The organism is Mucilaginibacter celer (assembly GCF_003576455.2).
GTDB lineage: Bacteria > Bacteroidota > Bacteroidia > Sphingobacteriales > Sphingobacteriaceae > Mucilaginibacter > Mucilaginibacter celer.
In genome coordinates, this window is the sequence record NZ_CP032869.1 from 4,491,887 (window position 1) to 4,508,633 (window position 16,747).

General features: G+C 42.1%; 9 protein-coding genes. All 9 read right to left on the bottom strand.

Features of this window, described 5'->3' with window-relative positions:
• Positions 1-34: 34 nt before the first annotated feature.
• Positions 35-1,336 (bottom strand): lipopolysaccharide biosynthesis protein RfbH, encoded by a 1,302-nt coding sequence (rfbH, locus tag HYN43_RS18225; protein WP_119410711.1) that lies wholly within the window; start codon positions 1,334-1,336, stop codon positions 35-37.
• Positions 1,337-1,414: 78 nt separating this feature from the next.
• Positions 1,415-2,494: a CDP-glucose 4,6-dehydratase gene (rfbG, locus tag HYN43_RS18230; RefSeq protein WP_119410712.1), complete on the bottom strand. Its 1,080-nt coding sequence runs from the start codon at positions 2,492-2,494 to the stop codon at positions 1,415-1,417.
• A gap of 1 nt (position 2,495) precedes the next feature.
• A complete protein-coding gene (gene rfbF, locus HYN43_RS18235) occupies positions 2,496-3,266 on the bottom strand; it encodes a glucose-1-phosphate cytidylyltransferase (RefSeq protein WP_119410713.1) in 771 nt (256 codons plus the stop codon).
• A 21-nt stretch (positions 3,267-3,287) separates the two neighbouring features.
• A complete protein-coding gene (locus tag HYN43_RS18240; RefSeq protein ID WP_119410714.1) occupies positions 3,288-4,331 on the bottom strand; it encodes a ferredoxin--NADP reductase in 1,044 nt (347 codons plus the stop codon).
• A 138-nt stretch (positions 4,332-4,469) separates the two neighbouring features.
• Complete coding sequence (locus HYN43_RS18245; protein WP_119410715.1) at positions 4,470-6,890, bottom strand: GumC family protein; 2,421 nt, start codon at positions 6,888-6,890, stop codon at positions 4,470-4,472.
• A 17-nt stretch (positions 6,891-6,907) separates the two neighbouring features.
• Positions 6,908-7,720, bottom strand: coding sequence for a polysaccharide biosynthesis/export family protein (locus HYN43_RS18250; protein ID WP_119410716.1), 813 nt, complete (start codon positions 7,718-7,720; stop codon positions 6,908-6,910).
• 158 nt (positions 7,721-7,878) lie between these two features.
• Positions 7,879-8,190 carry a DUF3467 domain-containing protein gene (locus HYN43_RS18255; protein WP_119410717.1) on the bottom strand — a complete coding sequence of 104 codons (312 nt, stop codon included), beginning with the start codon at positions 8,188-8,190 and terminating at the stop codon, positions 7,879-7,881.
• 236 nt (positions 8,191-8,426) lie between these two features.
• On the bottom strand, positions 8,427-12,716 hold the full coding sequence (gene rpoC, locus HYN43_RS18260) for a DNA-directed RNA polymerase subunit beta' (RefSeq protein ID WP_119410718.1): 4,290 nt from the start codon (positions 12,714-12,716) through the stop codon (positions 8,427-8,429).
• A 160-nt stretch (positions 12,717-12,876) separates the two neighbouring features.
• Positions 12,877-16,680 carry a DNA-directed RNA polymerase subunit beta gene (rpoB, locus tag HYN43_RS18265; protein ID WP_119410719.1) on the bottom strand — a complete coding sequence of 1,268 codons (3,804 nt, stop codon included), beginning with the start codon at positions 16,678-16,680 and terminating at the stop codon, positions 12,877-12,879.
• Positions 16,681-16,747 lie beyond the last annotated feature (67 nt).

Sequence of the window (16,747 nt, forward strand, 5' to 3'; positions counted from 1 at the left end):
ATAATTATGCTAAAACTTAACCGTGTTGTTGTGCTTATGCTAAATAATCGGCAATAACCTCGGCCATGTAATCGTAGTGGCTTTCGTTCAAACCAGGCCATACACCTAACCAGAATGATTGGTTCATGATGGTATCTGTATTTTCGAGGTTACCGATGGTTCTGTGTTTAATACCATGGTAAGCAGGCTGACGTAACATGTTACCGCCAAATAAAAGCCTTGTACCAATTTTCTTTTGTTCAAGGTGCTGAACCAGCATGTGCCTGTCGGCAGCATCGCCTTCGCGCAGGGTCATCAGGAAACCAAACCATGATGGGTCACTGTTAGGTGTAGCTTCAGGAAGGATAAACACCTCTTCAAACTGTTGCATTCTTTCGCGCAGGGCAGCAAAGTTTTCACGACGGCGTTGTACAAAATGATCAACTTTTTTAAGCTGCGATACACCGAAAGCTGCCTGCATATCACTCACCTTAAGGTTAAAACCAATGTGCGAGTAAGTGTATTTATGATCGTAACCAAATGGCAACGAACCTAATTGCTGTGTAAAGCGGCAACCGCAGGTATCATCTTTACCTGGCTCGCAATAGCAATCGCGGCCCCAGTCTCTGAAGCTTTCAGCAACTTTGGCAAGCTCGGGGTTGTTAATCAATACCGCACCGCCTTCGCCCATGGTAATGTGGTGAGCAGGGTAAAATGAAAAAGTTGAGATATCGCCATAAGTACCGGTTTTTTTACCGCGGTAAGTAGCACCTAACGAATCGCAATCGTCTTCAACAACCCACAGGTTGTATTTTTTTGCAACACGCATCACCTCATCCAGGTCAAAAGGGTTACCTAATGAGTGGGCTATCATGATAGCTTTGGTTTTAGGCGATACAGCCTGCTCAATATCTTCAGATTTTACGTTGTGTGTAGCAATATCAACATCAACAAAAACCGGGATAGCACCATACTGGATAATAGGGTTAACTGTGGTTGGGAAACCGGCAGCAACGGTGATCACCTCGTCGCCAGGTAAAATTTGCCTGTCGCCAAGTTTAGGAGATGTAAGGGCGTAAAAAGCGCAAAGGTTTGCAGATGAGCCTGAGTTAACAAGTAATGCTTTAGGTGCACCAAAGTATTTTGCAAATTCGTATTCGAATGAGTTTGCAAAACGACCGGCAGTTAACCATCCGTCAAGCGCCGCTTCTACACCAAAAAGTATGTCATCTTCATCAAGCACTTTACCTGTAACAGGTATATAGCTTTGACCCGGGATAATGTTCTGTGTTGTTTTGATCCTGGCAATTTCCCTCAAAGAAGTTTCCAGATCTGAATTGACAATGTTTTTAAGCATATTTTCTATTGGTTTTTGTTAACTAATTTCGGCCGCAACCTCTGTTTTTTCTATATTAAATTAATGTCGTTATTATTGTTATTCGCCTATAAATTCCCTGATCTGTTTTTCGGTAAACTCGATGATGGTTTCAGGGCTGCTGTTATAGTGTTTGTACCAGGCAATTGATTTTTCGATGGCTATTTGGGCCGAATAAGTAGGCGTCCATTTCAGTTCGGTAATTGCCTTGCTGATATCCAGTTTTAACAGGCCGGCTTCATGCGGTTGTGTAGCCGATGATACCACTTCAAAGTCGCCGCTTCCCCATGATTTGATAGCCAGTTCAACCATTGTGCTTACAGGCAGGGCATCATTTAAACCAGGACCGAAGTTATATGCCGTAGCGTATTTAACGGGTTCGTTTAGGATGTAGCTGCCCAACAACAGGTAACCAAACAATGGCTCAAGTACGTGCTGCCAAGGGCGAATTGAATATGGGTTACGGATAACTACCTTCTCGTTTTTTGATAGGGCTCTTACAATATCCGGAATCAAACGATCTTTTGCCCAGTCGCCGCCGCCTATAACGTTACCTGCACGGCCAACAGCAATTGATTTTTGATGCTCATCATATTTAGCCAGATTAAAGAACGAATTGCGGTACGAATCAATAACCAGTTCGGCACAGGCTTTACTTGCACTGTATGGGTCATAACCACCTAAGCGGTCGTTCTCGCGGTAAGGATAAACCCACTCGTTGTTATGATAAACCTTATCGGTAGTGATCAATACAACATAGCAAGGCTTATTCAACAACCTCACACCATCAAGCACGTTGGCTGTACCGATAGCATTCACTTCAAAAGTTTCTGCCGGAATGTCGTACGATAAACGTACCAGCGGTTGTGCAGCAAGGTGAAAAACAATATCGGGCTGAAAATCAGCAATGGTATCAAGCAGGGTTTTACGATCGCGAAGATCGGCAATAACCGAATCGCAGATCTCATCGCCTTTTATGGTATAATAAAGATCAAAATCGTTTTCGGGTGCTAAAGAGTAACCTTTAACGGTAGCGCCAAGCATCGATAAGATTTTGAGCATCCAGGAACCCTTAAAACCGGTATGACCGGTAAGGAGTACCTTTTTTCCTTTATATGCGGTTTCTAATTTTTCAAACATACTACCAGATTTTCCATTTAGCTTTATTCTTCGACCAATCTTCTTCAAGCTCCTGCTTGTCGCGCAGCGTATCCATCGGTTTCCAGAAACCTTCGTGTTTAAAGGCTACCATCTGTCCGTCTCTTGCTATATTTTCCATCGGATCGCGTTCGAAAATTGTCGAATCACCTTCGATGTAATCAAATACCTGCGGCTCGCAAACAAAGAAACCACCGTTTATCCATGAACCGTCACCTTTTGGTTTCTCCATAAATGAGTGTACCGAGTGATCTTCAAGGATGTTAAGCGCACCAAAACGACCTGATGGCTGTACCGAAGTTACGGTGCAATAACGGCCGTTTTGTTTGTGAAAGTCAACAAGCGCGGTAATATCAACGTCACCAACACCATCACCATAGGTAAGCATAAATGGCTCGTTACCAATGTGCGGCTGGATCCTTTTGATACGGCCACCAGTCATAGATTCATTACCGGTATCAACCAGGGTAATTTTCCATGGCTCGGCCTGCGAATCATGCACCTGCATCGAGTTATCCTTCAAATCGATGGTTACGTCTGATTTATGCAAAAAGTAATTGGCAAAATATTCTTTAACCACATAACCTTTGTAACCCAGACAAACCACAAAATCATTAAACCCATGCTGAGAATAAATTTTCATGATGTGCCATAAAATTGGCATACCGCCTACCTCAACCATTGGTTTTGGTTTTAACACTGTTTCTTCGGATAATCGGGTACCTAATCCGCCTGCGAGAAGTACAACTTTCATATTGTTTTTAATAAATAAATGTTACTGAACCAATAACTTAACTTCGTCTGTAAGAGGATAACTGCAACATAAAAGGTATTCATCCTCCTCTAACTCTTCCGAACTTTGTTTTGCACTTATCGTTTTTAATTTTCCTGATATCACTTTTCCTTTACATACCGAACAGTTACCTGTTTGGCATGAATATGGCAACTCAACCAGGGCATCTAAACCGGCTTCAAGGATGCTTTTTCCTTTTACAACCTCAACGGTTTTTGTTTCGCCTTTAAAATCTATTTCAACTACCCTGGTAACTATATCTTCAAAATCCTTTGGATCTTTCACCAGTTCAAAATCTTCCGAAAAGATATGCTCATCGGCAATACCCAAACCGGCCAAAGCACTTTTAGCCGAATCTTTAAGCCCTGTAGGGCCGCAAATAAAATGCAGGGTATTATTTAGTTCGCCGGCATGGTGCATAACCGAAAGCACCTTTTTAGGATCGATACGGCCCTGAATAAGGTAAGGGTTATTTTCGGTTACTGTTAATTTGGTATGGAAATGCCAAACTTTAAAACGGTTTTTATATTCGTCGGCCAGTTTATTAACCAGGTCGGCAAATATGATCGTTTCGAAATTGCGGTTACCGTAAACAAGCGTGACGTTGGTATCGGGATTTTTTTTCAATGCCGATTTGGCTATCGAAATTAGCGGGGTGATACCGCTGCCTGCACCCCATAAAACCAGGTGCGGCGTAAAATCATACACTGAAGCATCAAAAACAAAATCGCCCAGGGGCTGCATCACTTCAATAGCATCGCCTACTGCAACCTTATCGCAAATGTGGTTAGATACAATACCGCCCGGAACACGCTTAACAGTGATCTCAAGATGCTGATCAACCTCAGGAGCTGATGAAAATGAATAAGGACGAATGTATCTTCTTCCGTTTATTCTAAAAATTAAAGTAAGATATTGACCGGAAATATATTTAACTTTTTTTAAAGCAGGCTGCTTAAAACAGATGGTAACTGTGTCTTCTGTTTCCGTTCTAATATCAACTACTTTTAAGGTATAAGTAACCATGAGTCTGTGAGGGGATAGACTTTTATATAAAATTAATAAATTTACTAAACAATAATAGTGATTTTTTTATTAAAAAGAGTATTTTATTGAAAAATTAATATTTTCATCATCTCTTTTTTAACTTTCTCTTTAATTAATTTACGAATCGCGCTTAAAAAGCTTGAAAATCCCCTTACCTTTTTTGCTGTCTTCGTTGCCATAGCTTCCGTAACCATAGCCATAACCGTAGCCATAGCCGTAGCCATAACCGTAACCATAGCCATAACCGTAGCCTTTATTAATCTCGATATCGTTAACCACTATACCCATTTTCTTGATCTTACCTTCCTGGTACAGATCTTCAGGGATATTCAGCTGATTTTTGAATGTATATTTCTGCCTTACCATGTAAATGGTTAAATCGGCGTATTCGCTTAACACCTGTGCATCGGTAACCAAACCGATTGGCGGGGCGTCCATAATGATATAATCAAACTTTTCCCTCAGCTCGGTAACCAGTTCTTTGGTACGTTTATTTAAGATGGTTTCGGTAGGGTTAGGCGGAATAGGACCGGCACTTATCAAAAACAGGTTTTCGTTAATGTATGATGGTACCACCACATCTTCGGCTTTTAAACTATTTGAGATAATATAGTTGGTAAAACCCTTATCGTTATTCATACCCATTTTTGCAGTAAGGGTAGGTTTACGTAAGTCGAGCTCGATCATTACTACCTTTTTACCCGATAGTGCCAGCACGATGGCAAGGTTAACAGATGTAAACGATTTACCCTCGCCCGACATACTTGATGTTAACAGGATCACATTCGAGGTATCCGGGTTAATCAGGAAGTTAAGATTTGTTCTCAGCGCCCTGAACTGCTCGGCAATACCGCTTCGCGAATTCTGGCTAACCACAATGTTAAGTTCCGACTCGTTATGGCTGATCTCGCCAATAACCGGGATTTGGGTACCTCTAACAATATCATCCTTGGTCATGATCTTATTGTTCAGGATATCGATAGCCAGGATACGGCCGATAGGTAATCCTAAACCTAAAATCAACGCAAATGCAAATGTTAAAGCGCTTTTAGGGCTGTAAGGAACAACGTCTGATTTCGGTGGATCAATAATTCTCGAGTTAGAGATATTTGAAGTTTTTGAGATCGCCGTTTCTTCGCGTTTTTGAAGCAGGTACAAATAAAGCTGCTGCTTAATGGTTTGCTGCCTGGTAAGGTTAAGCGACACACGCTCCTGCGATGGAACATTGTGTATTAAGCCCTGCAACTGTCCTGTGCTTTTTTGAAGGCTGTTTTTGGTTATCAACAACGACTTTTTGGTATTGCTAAGGTTAACCAACATATCATTACGCAAGGCAGCAATACGCTGATCCATGTTTACAATGATCGGGTTATCCGAAGTAACCGATAATGCCTGGCGGTCGCGGTCAACCACTAACGAATTGTATTTTTCAACCAGGTCGGCAAAAATCTTATCATCCGTAATAATTGAACTTGGCACCACGCGTTTATTCTTAACATCGTCCTTCAGGTAATCTTCAAGAGCGTTGGCCATGCTTAGCTGTGTTTCAATCTGGGCAAGCCTGTTCATATAATCGCTGGTGTTTGATACCAGTAATTTTGATTGCTCAGAAACATCGGCGATGTTGTTTTTCTGTTTAAATACCTGGATATCACCTTCAACATCACCCAATTCTTTCCCAACCAGGATCAGCCTGGCATCAATAAATGTTATGGTGCTATCTGCTATCCTGTTTTTATCGTCGATATTTTGTTGAATATAATTTTGGATCAGCCTATTTAAAATGCCTTCACCTTTTTTAGGCAGCGGGTAGTTAAGTTTTAAATCGATTGTACTTACATCCTTACTTGGTACGCTTACGGTTAATAAACTCTGAAATTTAGTTACAGCACCATCAATAGATGTAATTACAAAAGCATAACTGCCCGGTACCATAGGCACAAACGGGTTTTTACGGATTTGGATAGTACCAACACCTTCAATTTTAAAAGGCTTGCCAAAAGTAACTTTACTTTCAACCAGCTTATCGGTAATGTTATCATTGTATGAAAGTTCGGCCTGACCTTTATCATCTATGTTAACATTAACCGTAGTACTCATTATAGTATCCTTTACGCTTAGCTGGTCAACTACAAAGGGAGCCTCGTTAAGTTCAATGTTTTTCAGCGTTTCAACCGAGTAATAAGTAAGGTTAAGCTTCAGATCTCTTACCACAAGCTCCATTAAAAAGCGTGTTTGCAATATCTGTGCTTCGTTATCAACATTACTTTTGGTATCCAGCAAGCCGCCTAAATCGCCAATGAGGGCTGTAGGATCAATAGCTCCGCCTTTTTTATCGTCTTCAACCAGGATACTTGCGTTTATATTGTATAATGGCCGTTTGTATTTCAAATAAAAGAATGCGCCGGCAAAGCAAACTATAAGGCTGATCAGGAAGATCCACCATTGTGTTAATGCCTTGGCAAAAAATACTTTTAAATCAAAACCTTCTTCCTGTTCGACAAATGATTTTGATTCGTTTGAACCCTGAAACTTCATAGTGTAAATAAATTGTTTTATAGTACGCGGCTTGCAATTACTATCAGTAATGATAAAGTTGAGCTTATGATTGCAATAGTTCTGGTTTGCGAAAGATCATTTGCTGCCGCTTTCCCTTTAGTAGGCTCAACGTAGATATAATCGTTCTGGTGCAGATAATAATACGGTTGATTAATGATGCTGCTTTTATTTAAATTGATGCGATAAGCAGTTTTTGTTCCGTCGAGATTATCGCGCAACAGTAAAATATTTTCGCGTTTACCATAAATTGTTAAATCGCCGGCCATGGTAAGCGCATCCAAAATGGTAACCTTCTCGTTCGGTACTATAATAGTAGCCGGTTTTGATACTTCGCCGGCAACTGTAACCTTAAAGTTTGCATACCTTACTATAACAGAAGGCTGCTTGAAAAAAACTTCGGTAGCGGCACGTATTTTTTCTTTTGCCTCGGAAGTAGTAAGCCCGTCAACTTTCACTTTTCCTATAAAAGGCAGTTCAACCTCACCTTTTTTATCAACCAGGTAACCTGCAATAGCCGGTGTTGCCTGTGTGGCATTGGCCTGCTGGTTGCTGCTCACACCGCCCGAAGGGCCAATAATATTACCCCTGTAAATAGCCTCGGTTGAAGCAGGATCAAGCGTTTGAACAATAATTGTCAATATATCATCAATCTGGATACGCGGTTCAGAATATTCAGCTTGTTTTAAGGTAACAACTGCACCAGAATCCGGAAGATCTTGAAAGTATTTAATGTTTTTGGTGGTTTTACAGGAAAATAAAGAGGAAAGAGCTAAAAGAATTAAACACGCGAGTACAAAATGTTTTCTCATAAAGGATAGGGATTTATACAGAGTTATTCATGTTTTAAATCGATGCAATTTAATACATTTTTTTAAAAACAACAATAAAATTTAAAAAGTAACAATAAATTCACTTTATATTACAGATTTTTTTAATTAAAAGGGGGTTTTAATATTTTTTTGTAAATCTATGCCTGTCCCATTGTACCGCCAAAATTCATCGGAAAACCGGGATGTTCCGGCTGAACTTTGATCCGGCCGTTATTGGCTTCAAATTTTTCAACATTATCTTCTAAAGCTGCAAGCAATCGTTTTGCATGTTCGGGAGTTAATATGATTCTTGATTTTACCCGCGCCTTAGGTGCTCCGGGCATTACACGGATAAAATCCAATACAAACTCCGAACTTGAATGGGTAATGATAGCGAGGTTTGAATAAGTGCCTTCCGCAATTTCTTCTGAAAGCTCGATACTGAGCTGATTTTCGTTTTGTTCTTCCATGCCACTAAAATAACAAAAAGACATTTTTTACAAATAGCCTTTCTGTAGGGGGTATTTACTTTGCCCTATACCACTAATAAGAATATCGGAACAGCCCGAACTCAATTGCACAAGGTTTGGCTGTAAAACACGCAATCAGGTGTATTGTTTTAAAAATTTTCAAAAAAATTATATAAACACAAAAAAGCCCGCCGTTTTTACGGGCGGGCTTTGCAATTTTATTAACAAACAGGTTGTTATGCTTCCTGCTCTTCTGCTTTTGAAGCCATTAAACGGTCAAACTCTTCCTGCGAGCCTACACGGATATTTTCGTATTCGCGCAAACCGGTACCTGAAGGTATTAAGTGACCTACGATAACGTTCTCTTTCAGGCCAAGCATGTTGTCTTTTTTACCTGCTATTGCTGCTTCGTTCAGTACTTTGGTAGTTTCCTGGAACGATGCTGCCGAGATAAACGACTTAGTACCCAACGACGCCCTGGTGATACCTTGCAGTATCGGGCTTGATGTAGCAGGGATTGCGTCACGCACTTCAACCAATTTAAGGTCGCGGCGTTTCAATACCGAGTTTTCATCACGTAAGCGGCGTAAAGAAACGATCTGGCCTGATTTCAGGGTAGTTGAATCGCCCGGATCGGTTACAACTTTTTTGTCGTAGATCTCGTCGTTCTCGGTCATGAAATCCCATCCGTCTACAGCTTCACGCTCTAAGAAACGGGTATCGCCCGCATCTTCGATAGATACTTTCTGCATCATCTGGTGAACGATAACCTCAAAGTGTTTATCGTTAATTTTCACACCCTGTAAGCGGTAAACTTCCTGGATACCGTTAACCAAATATTCCTGTACCGCGGCAGGGCCTTTGATAGCAAGGATATCCGATGGAGATATCGAACCATCCGACAGTGGCATACCGGCTTTGATAAAGTCGTTGTCCTGTACAAGGATGTGTTTTGAAAGTGGTACAAGGTATTTTTTAACCTGCCCGTCTTTCGATTCGATAGTGATCTCACGGTTACCACGTTTTACACCACCTAAAGTTACCACACCGTCAATCTCGGTTACTACCGCAGGGTTTGATGGGTTACGTGCTTCAAATAACTCAGTTACACGTGGTAAACCACCTGTAATATCTCGCGTTTTACCGGTTGAACGAGGGATTTTAGCAATAACCTGTCCGGTTTGTAGTTTATCGCCTTCATCAACAGCGATGTGGGCACCTACCGGGATGTTGTATCCTTTAATTACGTTGCCTTTGTTATCAGTGATCTGGATGGCAGGGTTTTTAGATTTATCCCTGGTATCGATGATCACTTTTTCGCGGTGACCGGTTTGCTCGTCTGATTCTTCGCGGAAGGTTACACCTTCAACTACAGCGTCAAACTGGGCAATACCTGCAAACTCAGATATAATTACCGCGTTGTACGGATCCCATGAACAGATACGATCGCCTTTAGTGATAGTAGCACCATCTTTTATGTACAGGTATGAACCGTACGGGATGTTGTTGGTTACAATCACTTTATTGCTTCCCGGCTCAATGATGCGGAATTCGCCCGAACGGCCTAATACCACGTCAACAGCGCCATCTTCGGCAGTTTCGTAAGTTACGGTACGTACGTTTTCAAATTCGATAACACCATCAAACTTAGCGTTGATCTGTGACTCGGCCGCGATGTTTGATGCGGTACCACCCACGTGGAATGTACGAAGTGTTAACTGTGTACCCGGCTCACCGATTGACTGTGCTGCAATTACACCCACAGCCTCGCCTTTTTGCACGCGTTTACCGCTTGCAAGGTTACGGCCGTAGCAAAGGGCGCACACACCGCGTTTGCTTTCGCAGGTTAATACCGAACGGATTTCGATACCTTCCAGCGGTGAGTTTTCGATCTTTTTAGCTACCTCTTCGGTAATGTCCTGACCGGCTGTCGCTAACAATTCGTTAGTAATAGGGTCATGAACATCATGTAAAGTGGTACGACCTAAAATACGATCATATAATGGTTCAACAATATCCTCGTTATCTTTCAGCGCTGTTGTGTAGATACCACGTAAAGTACCGCAATCAACTTCGCCTACAATCATATCCTGGGCAACGTCATGCAACCTACGGGTTAAGTAACCGGCATCCGCTGTTTTTAACGCCGTATCCGCCAAACCTTTACGGGCACCGTGGGTTGAGATGAAGTACTCCAATACCGACAAACCTTCTTTAAAGTTTGAAAGGATCGGGTTTTCGATAATCTCACCACCTGAACCTGATTTTTGAGGTTTCGCCATCAAACCACGCATACCTGCAAGCTGACGGATCTGCTCTTTCGAACCACGGGCACCTGAGTCAAGCATCATGTAAACAGAGTTGAAGCCCTGGTTATCGTTGCTCAGGATGTCCATTACGTTTGCTGTAAGGCGGTTGTTGATACGTGTCCAGATATCGATGATCTGGTTGTAACGCTCGTTGTTGGTAATGAAACCCATGTTATAGTTGTTCATTACCTCATCAACTTGTTTAGAAGCAGTATCAATCAGGTTTACTTTTTCTGCAGGGATATTGATATCCTTCAGGTTAAATGATAAACCACCACGGAATGCCATCTGGAAACCTAACTCCTTAATATCATCAAGGAACTGGGCTGCACGGGCCATACCGGTTATCTTAACTACCTCACCAATGATATCACGAAGTGATTTTTTGGTAAGCAACTCGTTGATGTAACCTACTTCGGCCGGTACGTGTTGGTTAAACAATACCCTACCTACAGTAGTATCAATCAGTTTATTTACAATTTTACCGTCGCGCTCTTTAACGTTTCCTTTAACCTTGATAAAGGCGTGCAGGTCAAGTTTTTTCTCGTTATAAGCGATAATAACTTCCTCTGCCGAGTAGAAGGTTAAACCTTCGCCTTTTACCACGCGGGTTGCATCAGTTTTACGGCCTTTGGTTATGTAGTACAAACCAAGCACCATGTCCTGAGATGGTACGGTGATTGGGGTACCATTCGCCGGGTTAAGGATGTTGTGCGAAGCAAGCATCAAAATCTGGGCTTCCAAAATTGCCGCGTTACCAAGTGGTACGTGAACGGCCATCTGGTCACCGTCAAAGTCGGCGTTGAACGCGGTACAGGTTAATGGGTGCAATTGAATCGCTTTACCTTCAACCAGTTTTGGCTGGAACGACTGGATACCCAACCTGTGCAGCGTAGGCGCACGGTTTAGTAACACAGGGTGACCTTTCAGTACGTTTTCCAAAATATCCCAAACTAATGGGTCTTTACGGTCAACAATCTTTTTGGCAGATTTTACTGTTTTAACCACACCACGCTCAATCATTTTACGGATGATAAATGGCTTAAACAGCTCGGCAGCCATATCTTTTGGTAAACCGCACTCGTGTAATTTAAGGTTAGGACCTACAACAATTACCGAACGGGCAGAGTAATCCACACGTTTACCTAATAAGTTTTGACGGAAACGGCCTTGTTTACCTTTCAGGATATCCGAAAGTGATTTCAAAGCACGGTTACCTTCAGTTTTTACCGCGTTAACTTTACGTGAGTTATCGAACAACGAATCTACAGCTTCCTGCAACATACGTTTCTCGTTACGTAAAATTACCTCTGGTGCTTTAATCTCGATCAAACGTTTTAAACGGTTGTTACGGATAATTACACGACGGTAAAGATCGTTCAAATCTGAAGTTGCAAAACGGCCACCTTCCAATGGTACTAACGGACGCAGCTCAGGCGGGATAACCGGAACAATCTTAACGATCATCCACTCAGGGTTATTTTCGATCCTGGTTTTAGCATCGCGGAAAGCTTCAACAACCTGTAAGCGTTTTAAGGCTTCGTTTTTACGTTGCTGAGAAGTTTCGTTAGCGGCCTGGTGACGCAGGCTGAATGATAATTCATCAAGGTCAAGGCGTTTCAATAATTCTTCCAAAGCCTCGGCACCCATTTTGGCAACAAATTTCTGAGGATCTTTGTCGTCGAGGTACTGGTTTTCTTTTGGAAGGGTATCTAATACGTCAAGGTATTCTTCTTCTGTAAGGAAATCCATTTTGTTGATTCCGTCTGCTTCTTTAATACCTGGCTGTATAACTACGTAACGCTCGTAGTATATAATAAGGTCAAGCCTTTTTGTAGGCAGGCCTAATAAATAACCAATTTTGTTTGGTAATGAGCGGAAGTACCAGATGTGCGCAACAGGCACCACCAGGTTGATGTGGCCCATACGCTCACGACGTACTTTCTTTTCGGTTACTTCAACACCGCAACGATCACAAACGATACCTTTGTAACGGATACGTTTGTATTTACCGCAATGGCACTCATAATCCTTTACCGGACCAAAAATACGCTCGCAAAACAAACCATCACGCTCAGGTTTGTAAGTACGGTAGTTAATGGTTTCAGGCTTTAAAACTTCACCGCTCGAACGCTCCAGGATAGACTCCGGAGAGGCTAAACTGATGGTAATGGTGGTAAAGTTACTTTTGATTTTATTATCCTTTTTGTAAGACATAGTCTCCTCTGTTTTTAATTGTTGAATTAGCGATTTAGTGAATTAGTGATTTGAATAAGTAGCCAAATCACGTCTCTTAACCTATTGAATTAGTGAGTTAGTAAATTATATGACTAATTTTTCAATCAATCACTAATTCACTCACTCACTAAATCACTAATTATTCTAAAGTGATATCCAAACCTAAGCCGCGTAACTCATGAACCAATACGTTGAATGATTCTGGTACTGATGGCGTTGGCAGGTTTTCACCTTTAACAATAGCCTCATATGTTTTGGCACGGCCGATAACATCATCCGATTTAACGGTTAATATCTCCTGCAGAATGTTTGATGCACCAAATGCTTCCAGTGCCCAAACCTCCATCTCACCAAAACGCTGACCACCGAACTGTGCTTTACCACCCAATGGCTGTTGTGTGATAAGCGAGTACGGTCCGATTGAACGGGCGTGCATCTTATCATCAACCATGTGACCTAATTTCAGCATGTAGATAATACCTACAGTAGTTTGCTGATCAAAACGATCACCTGTTAAACCATTGTACAGGTAAGTACGGCCTGATTCTGGTAGTTTGGCTTTCTTAATCCAGTCTTCTACCTCTTCGTGGCTTGCACCGTCGAAGATAGGAGTAGCGAATTTCAAACCAAGCTCTTTACCGGCCCAGCCTAATACGGTTTCGTAGATCTGGCCCAGGTTCATACGTGAAGGTACACCCAGCGGGTTCAACACGATATCAACCGGTGTTCCGTCTTCAAGGAAAGGCATGTCTTCATCACGTACAATACGTGCAACAATACCTTTGTTACCGTGACGGCCTGCCATTTTATCACCCACTTTAAGCTTACGCTTTTTAGCGATATAAACTTTAGCCATCTGTACGATACCTGATGGAAGCTCATCGCCCACGCTGATAGCGAACTTATCCCTGCGGTAAGCACCTAACTCCTCATTGTACTTGATGTTGAAGTTGTGAAGAAGGATCTTGATTTGATCATTCTTATCATCATCAGTAGTCCATTTAGTTGGGTTAATGTTATCGTAGTTAAGTTCAACCAGTATTTTTTGGGTGAATTTAACACCTTTAGGAACCTGTAATTCTTTGTAAACGTTATAAACACCTTGCGAAGTTTTACCGTTAACGATCTCAAATAACTTCTCGATTAAAGTATTTTTCAGATCTTTTACAGCTTTATCATGCTTGTTATCCAATTTCTCTAACTGTGCTTTTTCTTCAGCTTTTGAAGTTTTCTTGGCACGAGAGAACAATTTGGTATCGATAACCACACCTGCAATTGAAGGTGGGGTTTTCAATGAAGCATCTTTTACGTCGCCGGCTTTATCACCGAAGATAGCACGTAACAGTTTTTCTTCCGGTGAAGGGTCTGATTCACCTTTAGGGGTGATCTTACCGATCAGGATGTCGCCTTCTTTAACCTCGGCACCTACACGGATAATACCGTCTTCGTCAAGGTCTTTAGTGGCTTCTTCTGATACGTTAGGGATATCTGGTGTTAACTCTTCCTCACCGCGTTTAGTGTCACGAACTTCAAGCTCGAACTCTTCAACGTGGATTGAAGTAAATATATCCTGCGATACAACACGCTCAGAAATTACAATCGCATCCTCAAAGTTATATCCCTGCCAAGGCATGAACGCTACTTTAAGGTTACGGCCTAATGCAAGCTCGCCATTTTGGGTAGCGTAACCTTCGCAAAGTACCTCACCTTTTTCAACCCTTTGGCCTTTTTTAACAATAGGCTTAAGGTTCATGGTGGTGCTTTGGTTGGTTTTCTTAAACTTGGTTAAGCGGTAGCTCTTGATATCACCTTCGAAAGAGATCAAGCGATCCAGTTCGTTGCGGTCATATTTAATACGGATCTCGTTAGCATCAACATACTCAACCACACCATCGCCTTCGGCGTTGATCAGGGTACGAGAGTCTTTTGCTACACGGCCTTCCAAACCTGTACCTACAATTGGCGCTTCTGGGCGCAACAATGGTACAGCCTGGCGTTGCATGTTCGAACCCATCAAGGCACGGTTAGCGTCATCATGCTCCAGGAACGGAATCAGAGAAGCCGCGATTGAAGTGATCTGGTTTGGCGCGATATCCATCAAATCCAAACGCTCTGGCTCGATAACCGGGAAGTCGCCTTCGAAACGTGCTTTTACACGTGGCAATTCAAACTCACCTTTGTCATTGTAAACCGCGTTTGCCTGGCCGATAGTTTTACCGTCTTCATCTTCAGCAGATAAGTAGATAACCGGCTCATCAACCATTACTTTACCTTCAACTACGCGTTTGTATGGAGTTTCGATAAAGCCTAAGTTGTTGATTTTGGCGTGTACGCAAAGTGATGAGATCAAACCAATGTTCGGACCTTCGGGAGTTTCGATAGTACACAACCTACCGTAGTGGGTGTAGTGAACGTCACGAACCTCGAAACCTGCACGCTCACGCGACAGACCGCCGGGGCCTAAGGCTGACAGACGACGCTTGTGCGTGATCTCTGCCAGTGGATTGGTTTGGTCCATGAACTGTGATAACTGGTTTGTTCCGAAGAAAGAGTTGATCACAGATGATAATGTACGCGCGTTGATCAGATCGGTTGGTGTGAACACCTCGTTATCACGAATGTTCATACGCTCGCGGATGGTACGGGCCATACGCGCTAAACCTACACCAAACTGAGCATATAACTGCTCGCCCACGGTACGTACACGACGGTTTGATAAGTGATCGATATCATCCACCTCAGCTTTTGAGTTGATAAGTTTGATCAGGTATTTAACAATCGCGATGATATCCTGCTTGGTTAACACTTTAGTATCTTCTGAAGTGCTCAACTTAAGCTTACGGTTGATGCGGTAACGACCCACATCGCCCAAATCATATCTTTTATCCGAGAAGAACAAACGATCGATGATACCACGAGCTGTTTCTTCATCAGGTGGTTCAGCGTTACGTAACTGGCGGTAGATGTGCTCAACCGCTTCCTTCTCAGAGTTGGAAGTATCTTTTTGTAAGGTATTATATATAATGGTATAATCACCGCTGGTTGAAGCATCTTCCTTGTTCAGGATGATGGTTTTCACACCTGCATCGATGATCATGTCAATATGGTCGTCTTCCAAAATGGTTTCACGCTCAAGGATGATCTCGTTACGTGGGATAGAAACCACCTCACCGGTGTCTTCATCCACAAAGTCTTCGATCCAGGTTTTTAAAACCCTTGCAGCAAGCTTACGGCCGATATATTTTTTCAAGCCTGATTTGCTTACTTTAACCTCGTCGGCCAGTTCGAACAACTCAAGGATGTCTTTATCCGAGTCGTAACCGATGGCACGAAGTAACGTAGTAACCGGGAATTTCTTCTTACGGTCAATGTAAGCATACATCACGTTGTTAACGTCTGTAGCAAACTCAATCCATGAACCTTTGAAAGGGATAACACGGGCCGAGTATAATTTAGTACCGTTGGTGTGGCGGCTCTGACCAAAGAACACGCCTGGCGAACGGTGTAACTGTGATACAATTACGCGCTCGGCACCATTAATAACAAATGTACCTTTAGGGGTCATGTATGGGATGGTACCTAAATACACGTCCTGTACAATTGTTTCAAAATCCTCGTGCTCCTCATCATTACATGACAGGCGAAGTTTTGCTTTTAATGGTACGCTGTAAGTTAATCCGCGCTCGATACACTCTTGTATATCATAACGTGGCGGATCAATAAAGTAATCAAGAAACTCCAGGACAAAGATGTTTCTTGAATCTGAGATAGGAAAGTTTTCGGCAAACACTTTGAACAGCCCTTCTTTATAACGGTTGTCAGAAGTAGTTTCCAATTGAAAAAATTCCTGGAAAGATTGTAACTGTACATCCAGAAAATCAGGGTAATCAATTACCTTTCTGCTGGTTGCAAAGTTTACTCTTTGATTATTATTGTTTGCCAAGGTATTTAAATTTTAGTTTATTAATTTTTTAGACGTGAGGGCAGAGATGTGAGATTTAAGATGTGAG

Coding starts and splice junctions, on each gene's coding strand:
- rfbH (WP_119410711.1), bottom strand. CDS start 1,336: ATGCTTAAAAACATTGTCAATTCAGATCTGGAAACTTCTTTGAGGGAA.
- rfbG (WP_119410712.1), bottom strand. CDS start 2,494: ATGTTTGAAAAATTAGAAACCGCATATAAAGGAAAAAAGGTACTCCTT.
- rfbF (WP_119410713.1), bottom strand. CDS start 3,266: ATGAAAGTTGTACTTCTCGCAGGCGGATTAGGTACCCGATTATCCGAA.
- HYN43_RS18240 (WP_119410714.1), bottom strand. CDS start 4,331: ATGGTTACTTATACCTTAAAAGTAGTTGATATTAGAACGGAAACAGAA.
- HYN43_RS18245 (WP_119410715.1), bottom strand. CDS start 6,890: ATGAAGTTTCAGGGTTCAAACGAATCAAAATCATTTGTCGAACAGGAA.
- HYN43_RS18250 (WP_119410716.1), bottom strand. CDS start 7,720: ATGAGAAAACATTTTGTACTCGCGTGTTTAATTCTTTTAGCTCTTTCC.
- HYN43_RS18255 (WP_119410717.1), bottom strand. CDS start 8,190: ATGGAAGAACAAAACGAAAATCAGCTCAGTATCGAGCTTTCAGAAGAA.
- rpoC (WP_119410718.1), bottom strand. CDS start 12,716: ATGTCTTACAAAAAGGATAATAAAATCAAAAGTAACTTTACCACCATT.